Annotated in this window: 18 protein-coding genes; 13 read left to right on the forward strand and 5 right to left on the reverse strand. The window is 70.3% G+C overall.

What is annotated here, in order from left to right:
- On the reverse strand, window positions 1-806 hold an 806-nt coding region (locus tag HF577_RS19540), incomplete at its 3' end, for a LysR family transcriptional regulator (RefSeq protein ID WP_169397345.1).
- Window positions 807-944: 138 nt separating this feature from the next.
- On the opposite strand from HF577_RS19540, the gene HF577_RS19545 reads away from it, so the two are divergent.
- Window positions 945-1,577, forward strand: a complete 633-nt coding sequence (locus HF577_RS19545) for a dihydrofolate reductase family protein (protein WP_169397346.1) — start codon at window positions 945-947, stop codon at window positions 1,575-1,577.
- Window positions 1,578-1,633: 56 nt separating this feature from the next.
- Here the strand turns inward: HF577_RS19545 and HF577_RS39320 are convergent, their stop codons facing one another.
- A complete protein-coding gene (locus HF577_RS39320) occupies window positions 1,634-2,254 on the reverse strand; it encodes a TetR/AcrR family transcriptional regulator (protein ID WP_312859239.1) in 621 nt (206 codons plus the stop codon).
- 190 nt (window positions 2,255-2,444) lie between these two features.
- On the opposite strand from HF577_RS39320, the gene HF577_RS19555 reads away from it, so the two are divergent.
- Together HF577_RS19555 and HF577_RS19560 are read left to right on the forward strand one after the other, a co-directional pair.
- On the forward strand, window positions 2,445-3,788 hold the full coding sequence (locus HF577_RS19555; RefSeq protein ID WP_169397348.1) for an MFS transporter: 1,344 nt from the start codon (window positions 2,445-2,447) through the stop codon (window positions 3,786-3,788).
- A gap of 375 nt (window positions 3,789-4,163) precedes the next feature.
- A complete protein-coding gene (locus tag HF577_RS19560; protein WP_169397349.1) occupies window positions 4,164-4,667 on the forward strand; it encodes a hypothetical protein in 504 nt (167 codons plus the stop codon).
- A 53-nt stretch (window positions 4,668-4,720) separates the two neighbouring features.
- On the opposite strand, the gene HF577_RS19565 is transcribed toward HF577_RS19560, so the two are convergent.
- Complete coding sequence (locus tag HF577_RS19565; RefSeq protein ID WP_246266700.1) at window positions 4,721-5,497, reverse strand: GntR family transcriptional regulator; 777 nt, start codon at window positions 5,495-5,497, stop codon at window positions 4,721-4,723.
- Between the two features lie 64 nt (window positions 5,498-5,561).
- Here HF577_RS19565 and HF577_RS19570 point away from each other — a divergent pair, with 64 nt between their 5' ends.
- The 6 genes from HF577_RS19570 to HF577_RS19595 all read left to right on the forward strand — a co-directional run bounded on the left by HF577_RS19570 (window position 5,562) and on the right by HF577_RS19595 (window position 11,847).
- Complete coding sequence (locus HF577_RS19570; protein ID WP_169397350.1) at window positions 5,562-6,890, forward strand: D-tagatose-bisphosphate aldolase, class II, non-catalytic subunit; 1,329 nt, start codon at window positions 5,562-5,564, stop codon at window positions 6,888-6,890.
- Window positions 6,887-8,029: an SIS domain-containing protein gene (locus tag HF577_RS19575; RefSeq protein ID WP_169397351.1), complete on the forward strand. Its 1,143-nt coding sequence runs from the start codon at window positions 6,887-6,889 to the stop codon at window positions 8,027-8,029. Before HF577_RS19570 ends, HF577_RS19575 begins: the two co-directional genes overlap by 4 nt.
- Window positions 8,013-9,047, forward strand: a complete 1,035-nt coding sequence (locus HF577_RS19580; protein ID WP_211174528.1) for an N-acetylglucosamine kinase — start codon at window positions 8,013-8,015, stop codon at window positions 9,045-9,047. The genes HF577_RS19575 and HF577_RS19580 overlap by 17 nt, the downstream gene beginning before the upstream one ends.
- Window positions 9,040-9,993: a DMT family transporter gene (locus tag HF577_RS19585; protein ID WP_169397352.1), complete on the forward strand. Its 954-nt coding sequence runs from the start codon at window positions 9,040-9,042 to the stop codon at window positions 9,991-9,993. Before HF577_RS19580 ends, HF577_RS19585 begins: the two co-directional genes overlap by 8 nt.
- Window positions 9,994-10,064: 71 nt before the next feature.
- Window positions 10,065-10,691 (forward strand): ribonuclease H family protein, encoded by a 627-nt coding sequence (locus tag HF577_RS19590; RefSeq protein WP_211174531.1) that lies wholly within the window; start codon window positions 10,065-10,067, stop codon window positions 10,689-10,691.
- Window positions 10,692-10,845: 154 nt separating this feature from the next.
- A complete protein-coding gene (locus HF577_RS19595) occupies window positions 10,846-11,847 on the forward strand; it encodes a LacI family DNA-binding transcriptional regulator (RefSeq protein WP_169397353.1) in 1,002 nt (333 codons plus the stop codon).
- A 21-nt stretch (window positions 11,848-11,868) separates the two neighbouring features.
- Here HF577_RS19595 and HF577_RS19600 read toward each other — a convergent pair whose 3' ends face one another.
- Entirely contained in the window at window positions 11,869-13,407 is a 1,539-nt protein-coding gene (locus HF577_RS19600) for an alpha-N-arabinofuranosidase (RefSeq protein WP_169397354.1), read from the reverse strand.
- Between the two features lie 195 nt (window positions 13,408-13,602).
- Between HF577_RS19600 and HF577_RS19605 the strand changes: the two genes are divergently transcribed.
- The 4 genes from HF577_RS19605 to HF577_RS19620 all read left to right on the forward strand — a co-directional run bounded on the left by HF577_RS19605 (window position 13,603) and on the right by HF577_RS19620 (window position 19,138).
- Window positions 13,603-14,874: an ABC transporter substrate-binding protein gene (locus HF577_RS19605; protein ID WP_169397355.1), complete on the forward strand. Its 1,272-nt coding sequence runs from the start codon at window positions 13,603-13,605 to the stop codon at window positions 14,872-14,874.
- Window positions 14,875-14,905: 31 nt separating this feature from the next.
- Complete coding sequence (locus HF577_RS19610) at window positions 14,906-15,865, forward strand: carbohydrate ABC transporter permease (protein ID WP_312859240.1); 960 nt, start codon at window positions 14,906-14,908, stop codon at window positions 15,863-15,865.
- Between the two features lie 73 nt (window positions 15,866-15,938).
- Window positions 15,939-16,844 carry a carbohydrate ABC transporter permease gene (locus HF577_RS19615; protein ID WP_211174529.1) on the forward strand — a complete coding sequence of 302 codons (906 nt, stop codon included), beginning with the start codon at window positions 15,939-15,941 and terminating at the stop codon, window positions 16,842-16,844.
- The gene (locus HF577_RS19620) at window positions 16,841-19,138 is read left to right on the forward strand and encodes a glycosyl hydrolase family 95 catalytic domain-containing protein (protein ID WP_169397356.1); all 2,298 of its coding nucleotides are present in this window, start codon (window positions 16,841-16,843) and stop codon (window positions 19,136-19,138) included. Before HF577_RS19615 ends, HF577_RS19620 begins: the two co-directional genes overlap by 4 nt.
- Window positions 19,139-19,158: 20 nt before the next feature.
- On the opposite strand, the gene HF577_RS19625 is transcribed toward HF577_RS19620, so the two are convergent.
- A complete protein-coding gene (locus HF577_RS19625; protein ID WP_169397357.1) occupies window positions 19,159-19,854 on the reverse strand; it encodes an alpha/beta hydrolase in 696 nt (231 codons plus the stop codon).
- Between the last annotated feature and the right edge of the window lie 43 nt (window positions 19,855-19,897).

Consider the following 19,897-nt stretch of genomic DNA (forward strand, 5'->3'; position numbering starts at 1 on the left):
GGTTCGCCGTAGGTGTCCGCGTACATGTGTTGGAGCGATCCGGGTAGCTCGCTCGCCACGATGCCTGTCGCGCGGTGGGCGCGCAGGGCAAGCCCGGGGCTGGTCGTCACGCCCAGGCCGGCGGCGACGAGCGCCTGCATCACGACCATGTCGTCGGAGGTGTAGCCGATCCGGGGCTCGAACCCTTCCTCGGCACACATCGACAGGAGGTGGCGGCGGCACCGGGCGCAGCCGGCGATCCAGGTGGCGTCGCGCAGCGTGGACAGCGTCTGCCCGGGGCGGGTGGACAGCACGTACAGCGGGTCGTCGAGCAGGTGGTGCAGGCGGACGTTCTCCGGTTCAGGTTCCGTGTCGTGGTAGCGGAAGATGATCGCGACGTCGATCTTCCCGGTGCGCAGCAGTTCCAGTGCCTCGGGTGGCTGCGTGTCGGTCAGGCCGATCTGCAGGCCGGGATGTCTGTCGGTCAGCACTGCCACCGCCCGCGGGATGAGCGAGCCGATCACGGACGAGAAGCTGGCCAAGCGGACCCGCCCGGCGCTCAGTCCGACGTGTGCGGCCAGTTCGGCGTCCGCGGCGTCGATTCGCCCGAGGATCTCGGACGCCCGGGAGGCCAGCAGCTGCCCGGCGGAGGTGAGCCGAATCCCGCGGCCCGCCCGTTGCAGCAGCTGCGCGCCGGTCTCGGCCTCGAGCCTGGCGAGGTGGTGGCTGACCGTGGGCTGCGTGTAGTGCAGCTCCTTCGCCGCCGCGGTGACCGATCCGAGCCGGGCGAGTGCGTCGATGACACGCAGTCTGGTGACGTCCAGCATGCATCGACCCTATCTATGGAACTGCATGAGGATTGCCATTGGACGTATGTGTCGATTCGTCGCACGCTTCCACCGCGTGATCCCGATCGGGACCGCACGAGGCAACCGGCATCCCCGTCCACCGGAGGAACAGCAGTCATGTCACTCGCCCGCGTCCATAACTTCGCCATCTCGCTCGACGGTTTCGGCACCGGTGAGGGTCAGAGCGCCGATGCGCATTTCGGTCACGCCGGGGACCGGCTGCACCAGTGGATGTTCGCCACCCGGTGGTGGCAGCCCGGCGGTAGCGGCGGCGTCGACGACGCCTTCGTCCGGCAGCACGATCCGGGGATCGGCGCCGAGATCATGGGTGCCGGGAAGTGGGGCCACCCCGGATGGCACGAGGACCCGGAGTGGAAGGGTGCGTGGGGCCCCAACCCGCCGTTCCACACACCGGTCTTCGTCCTCACCCATCACCCGCGCCCATCGATCGAGATGGAAGGCGGCACGACCTTCCATTTCATCGACGCCTCGCCCGCCGAGGCGCTCGAGACGGCCCGCGAGGCTGCGGGCGGCAAGGACGTGCGCATCGGCGGAGGTCCCACCGTGCTTCGCGACTTCCTTGCCGCCGGGCTCGTCGACCACCTGCACACGGCGGTGGTCCCGATCCTGCTCGGCCGCGGCGTGCGCCTGTGGGACGGGCTGGAAGGCCTCGAGAAGCACTACGAGGTCGAGGCCACCCCTTCGCCCAGTGGAGTCACGCATGTGACGTTCACTCGCGCGGGTGTCTGAACCCGTCTCCACCGAGAACCCCGGGGGGTCACTGACGCTCCCGACCGACCCGACGGTCAGCCGGCGAGGCCGACGACGAGCAGGTCGACGATCCGGCCGGCCAGGTCGTGCAGTTCGTCGCCGGTCTGGCCGTCGATCCGGCGGAACCACATGTCGACGGCGTTGAGGTTGCTCAGCAGGGTCCTGGTGGCGAGGGTCGGGTCCACCCTGCGCAACGAGCCGTCGTCGATCCCCTCGGTCACGACGCGGCGGAACATCTGCTCGTAGTCGTTGCGGAGCCGGTTCAGGTCCAGCAGGGCGTCGCGCTGACGGGGCTTGAGCGCGGTCATCGCCTCGCCGCGCACCGCCTGGTGGACGACGTGGTGGTAGGCGAGGTCCTCCATCAGGTTGAGCAGGTGGGCGATCGACATGGCGACGAGCCGGTCGCGACCGGCGCCGGGGCCCTCGGCGTGCGGCTCGACGCGTTCCCGGACACGGCGCATGCCCTCCCCGTACACGGCGAGGAAGATGTCGAACTTCGACCGGAAGTGGTAGTAGACAAGGCCCTTCGTGGCCCCCACCTCGTGCGCGATGTCGTCGATCGTGGTGGTGGCGAACCCGCTGCGCATGAACGCCTCCGCCGCGGCGTCGAGGATCCTGCTCCGTGCGCTGGCCTCGACCTCGGGGCTCGTGCCCACCGGCTCCTCCTCGCTCGCACCCGGGCATCCCCGCGTGCCTCGCTTGCAGCGGTTGACACTCCGTGACGACGACTTTACCGTGATACTCGGTAGTATTGCTGGTGGTTGGCCCAATTGTGCGACGGCTGCACCGGCAGCACCTGGCAGTGCGCCCCCGGATCCACATCGACGTCGAAGCCGGAGCCACCCGATGACGAGCGCGACAGACCTGCTGCACGAACTCGCGACGAAGAAGGCCATGGCGCGGCTGCTGCCGGTGCTCGCCATCGCGTACTTCATGTCCTACGTCGACCGGACGAACGTCGCCCTCGCGAAGACGGCTCTGGAGGCCGACATCGGGCTCAGCGCGGCCGCCTACGGGCTGGGCGCGGGCCTGTTCTTCGTGAGCTACGCCCTGCTCGAGGTGCCGAGCAACCTCGTCCTCTACCGGATCGGGGCGCGGCTGTGGATCACCCGCATCGCCGTGACGTGGGGCGCGGTCTCCGCCGCGATGATGTTCGTGCAGAACGAGCTGTCGTTCTACGTCCTGCGCGTGCTGCTCGGCGCCGCCGAGGCGGGCCTGTTCCCGGCCATGATGTACATGGTCACGCTGTGGTTCTCGCAGAAGCACCGCGGCATGGTGGTGGGCCTGATCTACACCGCGCCCTGCCTCGGGATCTTCCTCGGATCCCCGATGGGCGGGGCGCTGATGGAGCTCGAAGGGGTCGGTGGCCTGCACGGATGGCAGTGGATGTTCCTCGTCGAGGGGATCGTCACGATGCTCGTCGGTGTGCTGGTCTGGTTCCTCCTGCCCGGGCGGCCCGCGGACGCGAAATGGCTCACGAAGGACGAGGCCGCCGTACTCACGGAACGGGCGGTGGGACACGAGGAACAGCCCCGGACCCATCTGCGCGGGAACCTGCGCTACGCGTTCGGTCGGCCCGTCGTGGTCCTCCTGGCTGCGATCTACTTCATCAACCAGGCGATCAGCTCGGGCATCGGGTTCAACTTCCCGGCGCTGGTGCAGTCGCTCGGCATCCAGAGCCCCTTCCTCATCGGGGTCGTGGCCGGTGGCGGTGGCCTCACCGGACTCGCGGGAGTGCTGTTCTTCCCGTGGCTCCAACGACGTGTCGGCCGCGAGATCACCCTCATCGGCCTGTGCGCCGGCGCCGGCCTGCTGATCCTGGTGACCTTCATCCTCTCCACGAGCGTGGGATTGAGCATCACCCTGATCTACGTCGCCAACTTCTTCGCACTGGGCACCCTGCCGCTGTTCTGGGTGGTCGCCATGTCACGCATGTCGGGCCTGATGGCGGCGGCCGGCCTCGCCTTCATCAACATGATCGGAATCGTCGGCGGGTTCGTCGGCCCCTTCGTCTACGGCCTCATCGAGAGCGCCACCGACAGCCTGATGGCGCCGTACTACACGATTGCGGTCGCGTCCCTGGTCGGCCTCGCGCTGGTACCGCTGCTGGGGCTGATCATCCGCCGCGAGAAGGAACAGGAGAGGACCGGCCGGCAACCGGGGGAACCGTCCGTGCAGACACCCGCGTAGCCGGCGCCCGGCTGCGGTGCGGTCAGCTGGCCCTGACGGCTACACCTCGGAGCCGCGGGGCAGGCCGGCTCGCCGACCTCACCCACACCGTCGAGGTCCTCGGCACCTGCTCGTCCTGCTGGATGCACCGCGCCGATCCGGCCCGGTGAAGCACTGCTCACGGTCAGGCCCTTGCGGCGCACGCGCGATTCCCCGACCGCGCCGCATCGCGCGCCACCGGCCGGGCTGGATTGCGTTTTCAGCGTGTTCACAGCTCGACCGGCCCACACTTGCGAGCAGCTCTTGTCCGAACTTCTGTCGTACGACGGCGGGAGCTGGAAGCTGTCCGCCGGCGTGGTCGGGCCCATATGACGCAGCGCGGATTCGATTGACGGGATGATCAGCATGGACATTCGTTTAACCGTGTTCAATCTCATCTTCCGGGACGCCATGCTGAGAGAGCTTCTCATGAATTACGCAGACCGTGTCGACGGTGCCACTCAAGGGAAGACGGCTGCTCCGACCTGCTTCGTTGCCCTGAAGTGGACCAGAAATGACACATGGACCGGTCCTGCGGAATCACAGCTGCTGACTGTGCACGTGCACATGCCTCGCGATCGGCCGACGAGTGAGCAAGTGTATCTGGACGTCGTCGTCCAACGGCTCAGGGCAGCATTGTCGATGGAAGGGGAAAGCAAACAGCTCGCGGTCCGACACAGGGGGACGTCCCGTGAAGCAACGGACAATGGCGGTGACACCGTGTTCAAGGTGAGCACGTTCGAGATCTCGCCTGCGGCTGCGCGGCGGAGAGAACACCTTCTCCTCGCGCTGTCGCCGTGGACCTGCTTCTCCGACCGCCGTCGGATCGGGTCGGGATGTGACTTCCTCAGCCTGAACTGATCACTTCGCTGCCGATCCGGACGATCACCCCGACCCGTGCGGCGACGTCCGACCTACATGATGGAGGCGCGGAACTGGTAGCGGTCGCCCCGGTATGCCTGGTCGGTGAGTTCCAGCGGGTGGCCGTGCTGGCTGTAGGTGAGCTGGCGCGCCATCAGGACGGGGACGGAGGTCCCGTCGAGCTCCAGGACGCGACGTTCCTGCCGGTTGGGGGGTCGCGCCTCCACCGCGTACTCGGCGCGGCGGGGGATCTGTGGCGGGTCGGCGACCAGGAGGGTCGCGTACAGCGACTTCTGCGTGAAGTCGGTGTCGGGCAGTGCCGGGCAGAGGGCGAGCGGCAGCCGGTTGTGCTCGAGCACGACGACCATGTCGTTGAGGAAGCGCAGCCGCCGCATCTCGAACAGGTCCTCGCCGGGCGCGATCCGCAGCCGCTGTGCTTCCTGCACCGTGCAGGGACGGACGCGCGACATCAGCACCTTGGCGCTGGTCGGGATGCGGTGTTTGCGGGCGTAGTCGGCGAACCCTTCGACGTGTGCGGTGGCGGTCGCCGTCGTCATCTCACCGGCGACGAACCAGCCACGGGAGGCCGCGGCCTGTACCGCGCCGCGCTCGGCGAGCAGCGCCAGCGCGGACCGCAACGTCACCCGGGAGACGTGGTAGCGGTCGGTGAGGACCCGCTCCGACGGAAGGCGGTCGCCGCTGCGGGCCCCGCCGGCCCGCAGGTCGTCCCACAGCTGCCCGGCGACCCGTTCGTAGAGCGGGACCGAGTTCGGGTCGAGGGCACCGCGGGGGAGCTCCAACGGGCGGAGACCGCGGGACATGCTAAGCATACCAGTATGATACCAGTATAGGTTTCATTGCAGACCGATATGCGCATACATAGCGTCTCCCGGCATGTTCGAACCGCCCACTCCAGGCTCTTCTCAGCCCGCGCAGGTGCTCCGTGACCGGCTGATCCGGAACCGGGCCGGCGAGCCGGTCGGGGTGACGTCCGTCTGCTCGGCACACCCGCTGGTGATCGAGGCGGCCGCTATGCAGGCCGTGGACGACGGCGGTCTGCTGCTGGTTGAGGCCACGTCCAACCAGGTGGACCAGTACGGCGGCTACACCGGCATGCGACCCGCCGACTTCGCCGCGCTGGTGCACCGGACCGCCGAGCGGGTGGCCCTGCCGCTGGACCGGGTCGTGCTCGGCGGCGACCATCTGGGCCCGAACCGGTGGCGTGACCTGGGACCGGACGAGGCGATGGAACGCGCGGAGGCCCTCGTCGCCGCCTACGTCCGTGCGGGATACGTCAAGATCCACCTGGACTGCAGCATGGCGTGCGCAGGCGACCCGGTCCCACTGCCCGGCGTACTCGTGGCGGAGCGGGCCGCCCGGCTGGCTCGCGTCGCCGAGAAGGCCGCCGGCGAGCGAGAGAACCCGGTAGACCTCGTCTACGTGATCGGCACCGAGGTACCCGTCCCCGGCGGCGCGCAGGAGACCATCGACGCGCTCGCCCCCACCACCCCCGAGTCCGCACGCGCGACCGTGGCCGAGCACCAGGCGGCGTTCACCGAGGCCGGCGCCGCGACGGCGTGGGAGCAGGTGATCGCGCTCGTGGTCCAGCCGGGCGTCGAGTTCGACCACGTCCGGGTCGTCGACTACGAGCGCGCCGCGGCTCGGCAGCTCAGCAGTGCCATCGCCGAGTTCCCGGGTCTCGTGTTCGAGGCGCACTCCACCGACTACCAGACCCGGACCGCGCTGGCCGACCTGGTGCGCGACAGCTGGGCGGTGCTCAAGGTGGGGCCGGGACTGACGTTCGCGCTGCGGGAGGCGCTGTTCGGGCTGGCGGCGATCGAGGACGAGCTGGTCGCCGAGGCCGACCGGTCGGACCTCGGGACCGCCCTCGAGGCCGCGATGCTGACCGACCCGACGTGGTGGACCGGCTACTACGAGGGCGATCCCGACCAGCAGCGGCTGGCTCGCCGCTACAGCTACAGCGACCGGTCCCGCTACTACTGGCCCGACCCGGCGGTGGCCCTGGCGGTGGAGCGGCTGTTCCGCAACCTCGACATGACCGGCATCCCGATGCCCATGCTCAGCCAGTACCTGCCCGAGCAGTACCGGCGCGTGCGTCTCGGCGAGCTCCCCGCCCAGGCCCGTGCGCTCGTCATCGACCACGTCCGCGACGTGCTGCGCGACTACGCGTACGCCTGCGGTCAGGAGGAAGCCTCCGCATGACCGGCACGGACCCCGCCGCCGACGCCGCAGATCTGTGGACCGCACGGGAGATCGCACAGCAGCCGGCCGCCTGGCGCGAGCTGGCCGGTTCCCTCGGCGGCCGTCGGCAGGAGATCGAGGACTTCCTCGGGCCGCTGCTGGCCCGCGACGACCTCCGGATCGTGCTCACCGGTGCCGGCACGTCTGCGTTCGCGGGCCAGATCCTCGCGCCCGGGCTGGCCCGGACCCTCCACCGCCGGGTGGACGCGGTCGCCACGACCGACATCGTGAGCAACCCGCACGACCATTTCGCCGCGGACGTACCCACGCTGCTCGTCTCGTTCGCCCGCTCCGGGGACAGCCCCGAGTCCCTCGCCGCGGTCGGGCTCGCCGACACGGTGCTGAGCGACTGCCGGCATCTGGTCCTGACCTGCAACCCGGAGGGCGGGCTGTACCGGACCCTGAGCGGGCCCGAGCGGCAGCGGGCGGGTCGGAGCCTGGTGTTGCTGATGCCGCCGGGCACCAACGACCAGGGGTTCGCGATGACGTCGAGCGTCACCAGCATGATGCTCGCCGCCCTGATGGTCCTCGGGGGCTGCCGCGACATCGACCAGCTGGCGGACGCGGCCGCAGCCGCTCTGCCCGACCTGGAGAAGCGGGCCCGCGCGCTGGCCGAGGAGCGGTCGGACCGGTTCGTCTACCTCGGCAGCGGCCCGCTCACCGGACTGGCCCGCGAGTCCGCGCTGAAGCTGCTCGAGCTGACCGCCGGCCGCGTCGTGAGCTACTTCGACTCGTCACTGGGGTTCCGGCACGGGCCCAAGTCGGTGCTCACCGACACGACGGTCGTGGTCGTGTACCTGTCCAACGACCCGTACACGCGCCGCTACGACCTCGACATCGTCCGGGAGCTCCGCGCGACGCTGCCCGAAGAGCGCGTGATCTCCATCGGCTGCCGTGACGACGCCGGGGAGGAGACCTGGTCGTTCCCTGCGCTGGGCCACCTCGCAGACGCCACCGTCGCGCCGGTGCTCCTGCTGGCCGCGCAACACGTCGCGCTGGCGCAGTCGCGGGCGCTGGGGCTCGACCCCGACAACCCCTTCCCGGCCCGCGAGGTCAACCGGGTCGTGAACGGAGTCACCATCCATGCGCTCGACCAGTGACTCGACGCGACCGTCCACCGGCCCCGATGTGTTCCTCGGTGTCGACGGCGGCGGCACCAAGACCGTCTTCGCGCTGCTGGACGGCGACGGCAGGCTCCTCGCCACCGCACTGGCGCCCAGCTGCTACTACTTCGGGCAGAGCATCGACCTCGTCGAGGAGGTCATCCGCAGCGGCGTTGCATCCGTCTGCGACGAAGCCGTCCTCACGACCGACCGGATCACCTACGCGTTCCTCGCGCTCCCCGGCTACGGCGAGGTCAGCAGCGACATCGAGACCTTGGACGCGATCCCGGCCCGGGTCCTCGGCCATCGGCGGTACGGCTGCGACAACGACATGGTCGCCGGCTGGGCGGGGTCGTTGGGGGCGGTGGACGGCGTCAACGTCATCGCCGGCACCGGGTCCATGACCTACGGCGAACACGGCGGGCGCAAGCTGCGCGTCGGCGGGTGGGGCGAGCTGTTCGACGACGAGGGGTCGGCCTACTGGATCGCGATCCGCGGACTGAGCGCGTTCGCGAAGATGTCCGACGGGCGGCTGGCCGGCGGCCCGTTGCGGGAGCGGCTGGCCTCCCACCTGCGGCTCGCCGCCGACCTGGACCTGGTCGATGTGGTCGTCAACCGCTGGCGGGGCGACCGCGCGAAGGTCGCGTCCCTCGCGCGCGTGGTCACCGCGGCCGCCGCCGACGGCGACGAGGTCTGCGTGGAGATCCTCCACGAGGCCGGCCGGGTGCTTGCGGATCTGGTCACGGCCACCATCGCCCGGCTCGATTACGCACCCGGCGACGTGGTGCCGGTGTCGTGGTCGGGTGGCGTCTTCGCGTCCGGCGAGGTCCGCGCCGCTTTCCACGAGCACCTCGCCGACTCTCCGGTCGACCTGCGCGAGCCGCTCCTGCCCCCGGTGCTCGGAGCCGCGCTGTACGCGGCACGGCTGGCCGGCCGGCCGTTGAGCGCCACGGTCGTCGACGGGCTGCACGCGTACGCAAGCACCTTGCCCCAAGGAGGAGGCAGTGATGAGTGACCGCGCATCCACGTCGACCAGCGGAGCCACCCGCGTCGGCGGTACCCGGTGGATCCCGTACGCCGGGCTGTTGGTGCTGTTCTGGGGCGTGTGGGGAGCGTTCTCCGGCACCCCGACGGCGCTGTACGGCTATCCCAACGAGATGGTGTACATCCTCTGGGCGTTCACCATGCTCATCCCGGCGTACTTCGCCATGCGCGGCCGTACGTTCGACCGGCGACCCGTTGCCGCCGGCTACGGCCTCGTCGTCGGTCTCACGGGCGCAGGTGGCCAACTGGTGCTCTTCAAGGCCCTCACCATCGGGCCGGCCTACCTGATCTTCCCGCTCATCTCGATCTCCCCGGCCATCACCGTGCTGATGGCGGTGGTCATCCTGCGCGAACGGATCCGCGGACTGGCGACCATCGGCGTCGTCGCGGCACTGGGGTCCATCGTCCTGTTCAGCGTCACCAGCGGGTCCGGCGACGCCGCCGGTGGCCCGTGGCTGATCCTGGCCCTGATCGTCATGGTCGCCTGGGGTGTCCAGGCCTACTACATGAAGAAGGCCGCCAACGCCGGTGTGAACGACGCGACGACGTTCGCCTGGATGACGGTCAGCGGCCTGCTCCTCGTCCCGGTCGCCTGGATCATGATGGGCGCGTTCCCCAGCGACGCTCCGTGGCAGGCGCCCGCCCTGACGCTGGGCACCCAGCTGCTCAACGCCGTCGGCGCGCTGTTCCTCGTCATGGCGCTGTCCCGGGGCAAGGCGACCATCGTGGCGCCGGTGACGAACGCGCTCGCGCCCGTGCTCACGAGCGTGCTCTCGCTCATCGTCTACCGGACCACGCCATCGGTCTACGGGCTCATCGGCATCGTCCTCGCCATCGGCGGGTCCACCCTCATGGTCTATGCCGACGAGTCGACCGGTGACAGCTCGCCGGCTACATCTCCGGCCGTCCCGACGTAGGCACCCTCCGGACGGGCCGCCGGGACGGGCGACGGGCCCGGAGGCCCCTCACTAGGCTGGCCGGCGTGCCGATGACCGCCAAGTACGCCACCACCTGCAAGGTCTGCTCGTCCCGCATCAGTCCCGGCGAGGAGATCGGCCGGTCCGGTACGGCCTGGGCACACGCTGCCTGTGCCACGCCGGAGGCGGGCGGCGCGGCGGCCGCCGCGGCACCGAGGGCGACGGCGGCCCGTCCGAAGCGCACCACCCAGCGGCCGGACATGCCCGCCGCCGAGGGGGCGCTGGAGGTGTGGACCGACGGGGCGTGCTCGGGCAACCCGGGGCCGGGCGGCTGGGCGTGGGCCACCCGGGACGGGCGGCAGGGCAGCGGCGGGGAGAACCCCACCACCAACCAGCGCATGGAGATCCGGGCCGCGCTGGAGGCGGTGCGCGCGCTGCCCGGGCCACTGGTCGTCGTCAGCGACTCCACCTACGTCGTGAACTGCTTCCGCGACGCCTGGTGGCGGGGGTGGCTCGACCGGGGCTGGGTCACCAGCGCCCGCAAGCCGGTCGTCAGCCGGGACCTGTGGGAGCCGTTGGTCACGCTCGTCAACGAGCGCGGCGACGTGTCGTTCCGCTGGGTGAAGGGCCATTCGGGCGACGAGATGAACGACCTGGTGGATGCGCTGGCCGTGGAACAGACCCGCGCCCTCGCCTGAGCGGCACGCGCCGCTCCCCGGGCTACCTCGTCCTCCCCGGAGCCTGTGAGGAGACGGCGCACGGTCGACCGGCGTGGATGCGTAATCTCTGCCGCACGGCCGGGCGAGAAGGTGGAGAGTGAACGGAGTCGCACGTCGGCGGAGTGGGGTGACCATGACCGACGTCGCCCGCCGCGCCGGGGTGTCCACGATGACCGTCTCGAACGTGATCAACGGGCGCGTGCAGCGGGTGAGCGAGTCGACGCGGCTTCGGGTGCTGGCGGTGATCTCAGAACTCGGATACCAGGTCAACCTGACGGCCCGGAACCTGCGGATGGGGCGGACCGGGGCTGTCGGGTTGGCCGTGCCGGGGTTCGCGCCGGGGTACTACGCCCAGCTCGCCGAGCGGCTGGCCGATCGGTTCGCGGCGCACGGGATGCGGCTGGCGGTGGAGCGGACGGGCGGGAACCGGGTGGCCGAGCTGGACGCCCTCACGGCGCCGCGGTTGAGCGGCTACGACGGGTTCGTGCTCAGCGTCGTCGCGGGAGAGGTGGCCGACCTCGATCGGCTCAGCCTGGACACGCCGGTCGTGCTGATCGGTGAGAAGGCGGTGCCGGCGCGGTTCGACCACGTCCTCATGGACAACGTCGGAGGCGCACGGATGGCGACCGAGCTTCTCATCCGCACCGGCTCGCAGCGGATCGTGTTGCTCGCCGGCGCCGGTGAGCAGGACGAGACCATGCCGGGCCTGCGGACCCGCGGATACCGGAACGCCCACGCGGCCACCGGCACGACGGTCCGCGACGAGCTGATCGTCTCCTGCGGGTTCAGCGTTCACCACGGCTACGCAGCGGTGCGGGACCTGGTCGGTCGGGGTGTCCCGTTCGATGCGGTCTTCGCTCTGACCGACTCGGCGGCGATCGGTGCGTTGCGCGCGCTGGCCGACACCGGCCGCCGGGTCCCGGAGGACGTCCAGGTGATCGGCTTCGACAACCTCGACGACAGCAGGTTCACCGTTCCCGGGCTCACCACGGTCGAGCCCGGCAACGACGAGATGGCGGACGCGATCTGTGCGCTGCTGATGGAGCGGATCGACGCGCCGTCGACGGGCGGGGCGGCCCGGGTGGTCATGCCGGAACCCCGGATCGTCGAGCGCGAGTCCACCCGCAGTACCTGACGCCGGTCACCGGCCCGGCGGTCAGGCCAGGTCCAGCTCGACCGTGGTGAACGAGTGTGGGGCCAGCACCGCCACCAGCTCCGCGGCCCCCAGCGCTCCGGGGCGCAGCGTGACCGCGAGGTCGGCCGGTGCCACGGCGTCCGGTGCCGCCGACGTGTTGTGGCGCTGGGGCTCGTCGGCCGTGAGGATCCGCGCCCGGGCGGCCGTCACCGCCCGGCCGCGCAGGTCGAGGCGCACGGTCGTGTCGGTGTCGAGCGCGAGGTTGCTCAGCGAGACCAGTACCTTGCCGTCCTTCGTGCTGGCGGAGATCGACAACGGGTCGAGCCCGTCGTCGCCGACCGTTACCGCTGCCGGCTTCTCGACCAGGTGCACCGGTACCGATGCCGCGTCCTGGTGGCCCTTGTTCATCGCGAACACGTGGTAGGTCGGGGTGAGCACGAGGCCGCCGTCGTCGTCGGTGAGGATCATCGCCTGCAGCACGTTGACGGTCTGGGCGATGTTCGCCATCCGCAGCCGGGCGGCGTGCTTGTGGAAGATGTCGAAGTGCAGGCTCGCGACCAGCGCGTCGCGCAGGGTGTTCTGCTGGTACAGGAAGCGCGGGTTGGTGCCGGGCTCGGCCTCCCACCAGGTGCCCCACTCGTCGCACACCAGCCCGACCCGGCGCTGCGGGTCGTAGGCGTCCATCACCGCGCTGTGGCCGGCGATCACGCGGTCGATGTCGGCCGCCTTGACCATCGTCCGGTAGTACTGCTCATCGGTGAACTCGGTGGCCGAGCCCTTGGAGATCCCGTCGCCGGCGAACGAGTAGTAGTGGAACGAGACGGCTTGGAAGATGCCGCGGGGCCGGCTCGTGCAGCCGAGGCAGCTCACGGCCTTCATCAGGGCCTCGGTCCAGGCGAGGTCGTCGTCCGCGGCGCCGGCGGCGATCCGGTACAGCTCATTGCCGTCGTGGTTGTGCAGGAAGGTCGCGTAGCGGCTGGCGAGGTCGGCGTAGGTGTCGGCGCGCATGTGCCCGCCGCAGCCCCAGGCCTCGTTCCCGATCCCCCAGAACGGGACCTTCCACGGCTGGTCCCGGCCGTTGGCCTTGCGCAGCCGGGCCATCGGCGAGTCGCCGTCGCGGGTGAGGTACTCGACCCACTCGCTCATCTCCTGGACGGTCCCGGAGCCGACGTTGCCGTTGACGTAGGGCTCGGCGCCCAGGAGCTCGCACAGCGCCATGAACTCGTGGGTGCCGAAGTGGTTGTTCTCCTCGACGTCGCCCCACAGCGAGTTGACCATGACCGGACGGTCCTGCTTCGGGCCGACGCCGTCGCGCCAGTGGTAGGCGTCGGCGAAGCAGCCACCCGGCCAGCGCAGGTTGGGGATGTCCAGTGCGCGCAGGGCCTCGACGACGTCGAGCCGCAGGCCGCCCTCGTTGGGGATCGGTGAGTCCTCGCCCACCCAGAACCCGCCGTAGATGCAGCGGCCGAGGTGCTCGGCGAAGTGGCCGTACAGGTGCTTGCTGATGGTCGGACCGGTGACGTCGAGGTCGATCACTGCCCGGGCGGTCGACGGGGGCATCGGCATCCTTACTCGGTCGACGAGGCGCATCGAGTGTCGGTAACTGACAGGTCTCAGAACCGAAACTTTCGAGCGCGACGTCACTCTTCTGGGTAGGTTTGACGTTATACTGTGTCGCCCATTACATTCGCCGCGCGTCTCGACGGCCACATCGCCCTATCCAGTGTCGAAACTTTCGAACGGAGACACACCGCCGTGAAACTCCGCTCCAGCCTGCTCGTGCTGCTCGCAGCAGCCGCACTCGCAGCGACCACAGCCTGCTCCCCGGGCTCCGCATCCGGGGGCGGTGGGGATCCGAAGTCGTTCGAGTTCTGGTCGTTCAGCGGGATCGACCAGCAGCACGACGTCGACATCTACCAACGCAACCACCCCGACATCCAGGTCAAGCTGACCGAGGTCGGCAGCACGACGGAGACCGCGCAGGCGCTGGCCACGGCCCTCGCCGGCGGGAAGGTTCCCGACCTGGTGCTCATCCAGGGCGACGACATGCCCAAGTTCGTGCAGCAGCCGCAGAACTTCCTCGACCTGCGTGAGCGCGGCGCCGACCAGATGAAGGGTGACTATCTGGACTGGGTGATGGAGCAGGCGACGGCGCAAGACGGACAGATCATCGGGATCCCCACCGATGTCGGCGGCATGGCCGTCGTCTACCGCACGGACCTGTTCGCCGCGGCCGGCCTGCCCACCGACCGGGAGTCGGTCTCCAAGCTGTGGCCGACGTGGGACGCCTTCATCGAGACCGGCAAGAAGTACGTGGCCGCGACCGGCAAGCCGTTCGTCGACAACGCGCCGACCAGCGTGTTCTACCAGGCCGTCAACCAGGTCTCGCAGAAGTACTACGACGACGCGGGCAACCTGATCTACGACAAGAACCCCGAGGTCAAGGCGGCGTTCGACACCACGCTCAAGGCACTCGAGGCCGGCATCTCGGCCAAGATCTCCTTCGGCGCCGACGCCTGGAATGCCGCGCTGCCCCGTGGCGACTTCGCGGTCGTGTCCGCGCCGGCGTGGATGCTGGACCAGATCCGCCGGGCGGCGCCCGACACGAGCGGCAAGTGGGACGTCGCGACGATCCCCGGCGGCGCTGGCAACTGGGGCGGCAGCTACCTGGCGGTCCCGGCCCGCGCGCAGAACCCCGAGGCGGCCTGGAACTACATCAAGGAGATGCAGTCGCCGCAGCGCCAGCTCGAGCACTTCCTCGACGTCGGGTCCCTGCCGACCACGCCCGCCGTCTACAACGACCCGAAGCTCACCGGCCAGGCCGACCCGTTCTTCTCCGGCGCGCCGACCGGGCAGATCTACACCCAGGCCGTGCTGGGGCTGAAGCCGTTCCACATGGGGCCCGACACCGCCACCATCGGCTCGGAGTTCCTCAACGCCCTCACCAACGTCGAGCAGGGGTCGGGCAACCCCGCCACGGCCTGGGACGACGCCGTGAACAACATCCGCACGGCGATCGGGAAGTAACCACGATGCGCCGCCACCGTGGGTGGGTCCCGTGACCGCGACCCTGTCGGCCAAGCAGGTTCCGTCCCCCGGCGCGCCCAAGCGCGCCGGGGGGTGGGCCCTCCCGTTCCGCGAGCGGATCGCGCCGTACGCCTACATCGCGCCGTTCTTCCTGATCTTCGGGGTGTTCGGGCTCGTCCCGTTCCTGGCCACGTTCTACATCGCGTTGTTCGAGTGGAACCCGATCGGCGACCAGACCTTCACCGGCGTCGACAACTTCACCCGGATGCTCGCCGACCCGCGGTTCTGGAACGCGACGAGCAACACGATCCGGATCTGGCTGCTGTCGACCATCCCGCAGCTGGCGATCGCGCTGGTGCTGGCGCACGTGCTCAACCACGCCCGGCTGCGGGCCGCGGTGTTCTTCCGGATGGCGATCCTGGTCCCCTTCATCACCTCGGTGGCGGCCACCGCGATCGTCTTCGCGCAGATGTTCGACCGCGACTACGGCCTGCTGAACTGGCTGCTCGGACTGGTCGGGATCTCCTCGATCGACTTCGTGCAGTCCGTGTGGGGCAGCCACCTCATGATCGCCGTGATGGTCGCGTGGCGCTGGTGCGGCTACAACACCCTGCTGTACCTGGCGGCGCTGCAGGCAGTGCCACGCGACGTCTACGAGGCGGCGGCGATCGACGGCGCCGGCGGGTGGCGGCAGTTCCGCCACATCACCGTCCCGGCGCTGCGGCCGATCATCATCTTCACGATCGTCACCTCGACGATCGGCGGGCTGCAGATCTTCACCGAGCCCCTGCTGGTCGCCCGCACGACCAACCTCACCTGCGGCGCGGTGCGGCAGTGCCAGACGCTCACGCTGTTCCTCTACGAGCAGGGCTTCGGCCGGTACGAGTTCGGCTACGGGTCGGCGATCGGCGTCGCGCTGTTCGTGATGATCATCCTGATCGCCGCGGTCAACTACCTGCTCTCCAGCCGGATCCGAGGAGAGGGTCGATGAGCGAGCGGCAGCGAGCGAGTCATGGGCACAGTGCGTCCGCGAAGCGGTCGCCCGAGCGTCAGCGAGGGCGGCGATGAGCGACACGACAGCCGCGACCACGATCGGCGCCACGCTGACCGGCGCGCCGCCCGCGGCCAGGAGCAGCCGGTCGGGCGGCCGCATGGGCCGCGTGCGATGGTGGACGTACCTGCTGCTGGGCGTCGCCGCGTTCGGTTCGGTGTTCCCGCTGTACTGGATGTTCATCGTCGCGTCGACCGACTCGGCCACCGCCACGCAGATGCCGCCGGAGATCCTGCCCGGCGAGAACTTCTTCCGGCTGGCCGGCCTCGTCTTCGACACGGTCCCGTTCCTGCAGTCGATCATCAACAGCCTGGTCATCGCCACCACGATCGGCGTCGGGCAGGCGGTGCTCTGCGCGCTGGGCGGCTTCGCGTTCGCGAAGCTGCGCTTCCGCGGCAGGGACGCGCTGTTCCTCGTGGTCGTGCTCACGATGACGGTGCCGACGCAGCTCGCCGTCATCCCGAAGTACATGATCGTCTCCTGGTTGGGGTGGGTCGACACGCTGCAGGCGGTGGCCGTGCCGGGGTTGGCCAGCGCGTTCGGCATCTTCTGGATGCGCCAGCACATCGTGACGACCCTCAACGACGAGCTGATCCAGGCCGCGCGCATCGACGGGGCGAGCACCTGGCAGATCTTCTGGCGCATCGCCTTCCCGATCGTCCGGCCTGCGGCGTTCGTGCTCGGCCTGTTCGGCTTCGTGGAGGCCTGGAACGACTTCCTCTGGCCGTTCATCGTGCTGAAGTCGCCGGAGCGGTTCACCGCCCAGATCGCCATCAAGGCGCTGCAGAACAGCTTCGACATCGACCTCGGCCTGGCCATGGCCGGCTCGTTCCTGGCCACGCTCCCGCTGCTGGTGCTGTTCGTGTTCGTCGGGCGCAAGATGGTCAACGGCATCCTGGACGGGGCCTTCAAGGGGTGAGCACGCGCCGCGAAGGGCCGCGCCACGGCATCCACGACACGGCCCCCGCGGTGCGGTGGGAGGACGGGTTCCTCTCCGGGAACGGGGAGTGCGGCCTGATTGCACTCGGCGACCCCGCCGCCGAGCGGCTGATCGTCAACCACCACCGATTCGTGCTGCCGAACGGATCGCGCGGGATGGCGCCGCCTGCGGTCGCCGACCGGCTCGACGAGGTGCGCGACCTCGTGCTCGCCGGCGACGCGAAGGCTGCGCAGCGAGCCTTCTCCGACGGCAGGCGGCTGGCCTGGACCCAACCGTTCCACCCCGGCTTCGTGGTCGAGCTGGACCGGTCGAACCCGGCTCCGGTGCGCGACTACCGGAGGGAGACCGACTTCCGAACGGGCGAGGTGAGCGCAGCCTGGACCGACATCGCCGGCGCGTGGCGGAGCCGGGCCTTCGTCTCCCGCGCGGACCGGGTGCTGGTGTACGAGCTCGCCGGGCCCGCGCTCGATCTGGCGGTGCGGCTCTCGGGGGATCTACCGGGGCGGCCCGCCGGTGTCGGGTACTCCTGCGTGGTCGAGGTCGGAGACGCACGAGAGGTCCTGATCACGCTCCGGGGCACCTACCCGGCCGGTCCCGGGGCGTACGGGTTCACCGGTGTCACCCGGCTCGTCACGGTCGATGGGCCGGTCGGCCAGGAGGGCGACCGCGCTGTCGTGCGCGGAGCGTCCCGGCTCCTGCTGGTGACGGTGCTAGACCGGGCGGACGGGCCACCGGACGAGCGGCTCCTGCGGGAACGGTTGCACGTGCTCCCGGCCGAGTACGAGCAGCTGCTGAGCCGGCACACCGCTCTGCACACCGCGATGTACGACCGCGTGGAGCTGGACCTCGGCGTCTCGCCGACGGAGCGAGCGCAGCCGGTGGGGGAGCTGCTCGCGGCGCAGGTCCGGGATCCGGGTGTGAGCCCGGCACTGCTCGAGGTCATGTTCCATGCCGGGCGCTACACGCTGATCAGCTCCAGCGGCGTGCTGCCGCCGCGGCTGACCGGCCTGTGGCTGGGGGAGTGGGGCGCGGCCTGGTCGGGGGACTTCACGACCGACGCCAACCTGAACCTGCAGCTGGCCGCGGCCAGCACGACGGCGCTGCCCGAGGTGGTGGCGAGCCTGCGCGCGCTGATCGCCGACCAGATCGCCGACTGGCGGGAGAACGCGCGCGCGGTGTTCGGAGCGCGCGGCGTGCTCGCCCCGAGCCGCACCGACGGCGAGCACGGGCGGCTGTTCCACCTCGACGCGCAGTGGCCGTGGGCGATGTGGGTCGCAGGCGCCGACTGGCTGCTGTTCCCCTTGCTGGAGCACTGGCAGGTCACCGGCGACGACGAGTTCCTGGCCGGGCCGCTGGCGCCGTGGCTGGTCGAAGCGGCCCTGTTCTTCGAGGACTTCCTGGCCCGCGAGGACGAGCACGGCTCGCTGGTGCTCGTCCCGTCGTACTCGCCGGAGGTGGGCCCGGCCGGCCGCGCCGGGGCGGCCGCGGTGAACGCCACGATGGACATCGCGGCTGCCCGGCACGCGCTGTCCGCTGCCGTCGAGGCGTGCGCCCGGCTCGGCATCGAGGAGGCGGCCGCAGCACGCTGGCAGACCCTCCTGAAGCGGCTGCCGGAGTACGTGGTGGACGAGCACGGCGCGCTCGCCGAGTGGGCCTGGCCGGGGCTGACGACCCCGGACGACCACCGGCACGTCAGCCACCTGTACCCGGTCTGGCCGCTGCACGAGATCACCGCGGACGCCACGCCCGAGCTGGCGGCGGCAGCGCACCGCGCGCTCGTGCGCCGCGGCGACGAGAACCTCTCGGCACACGGGAGCCTGCACCGGGCCCTGTGCGCGGCCCGGCTGAAGGCCCCCGACCTCGTCGAGGCGAACCTGGCCAAGATCCTCGGCAACGACATGGTGTTCCGGTCCTTGATGACCTCGCACAACCCCGGGTTGCAGACCTACAACGCCGACGCCGCGCACGCGATCCCGGCAGTGCTCGTCGAGGCGCTGGTCGACTCCCGCCCGGGGGTGGTGGAGCTGTTCCCCGCGCTGCCTCCGCGATGGGCGCGGGGGCGGATCAGGGGGGTCCGCTGCCGGAACCGCGTCACCGTCGACGAGCTGGCGTGGGACCTGGACCGATCGACGGGATGCGTCGTTCTGAGCTCCGACGTGGACGTGACGGTGTCGCTGCGGTGCTCGCGGGCTCGCGGGCCGATCAGCCGTGGCGAGCCGGTACCGGTGGCGGCGGGGGAGCCGGTTCGCCTGGAGCTCGACCTCGACGGCTGAGGCTGCGGCCGCCAGTTCTGCTACAGACCCCGAGCGGCGGTGTCGACCGCCTCGAGGAGCAGATCCGTGACGACGGACGGGGCGGTCACGAGGGGCATGTGATCGCCGCCGTGCTTGCGCACCGTCGCACCCATCCGCTCGGCCATGAAGCGCTGTGTCTCGGCCGGGATCATGCGGTCGTCCTCGGCGAGCAGGTACCAGCTCGGGCGGTCCTTCCAGAGCGGGCGTCCGACCGCGGCGGTGATGCACTCGGGCGAGATCGGCCGCTGGACGGCCTCCAGCAGGGCCCGGTCCTCTGCGGACGCGTTCTGGGCGAAGGCCGCGGGAAAGGCCTCAGCGGGCAGCCAGAGCAGGCCGTGTGCGTCGGGTTCCAGAGTGGGCGCGTCCGGGTGGGGGGTCGTCCGGTAGAACACGTCGGCAACGGTCTCCCCTTCGTCCGGCGCGAGCGCCGCGATGTAGACCAACGCCGTCACGTTGGCCGCACGGGTGGATCCGATCACTCCGCCGGCGTAGGCGTGCGCGGCCAGCACGACGGGTCCGCCGACGCGCTCCAAGGTGCGATCCAGCGCCGCAACGTCGTCCTGGAGTGTGGTCAGCGGCAGTGACGCGGCAGCGGCTCGCACCCCGGCGGCCCACAGACCCGTGATCACCCTGCTCCAGCTCGAGCCGTCCGCCCATGCCCCGTGTGCCAGGACAACGGTCACGTCAGAAGACATCTCCACTCCTTTCTGCGGCCGGAACCGTCCTGGCCTCCAGCGT

Origin of the sequence: Pseudonocardia xinjiangensis, from assembly GCF_012911925.1 — a bacterium.
Classification (GTDB): Bacteria; Actinomycetota; Actinomycetes; order Mycobacteriales; family Pseudonocardiaceae; genus Pseudonocardia; species Pseudonocardia xinjiangensis.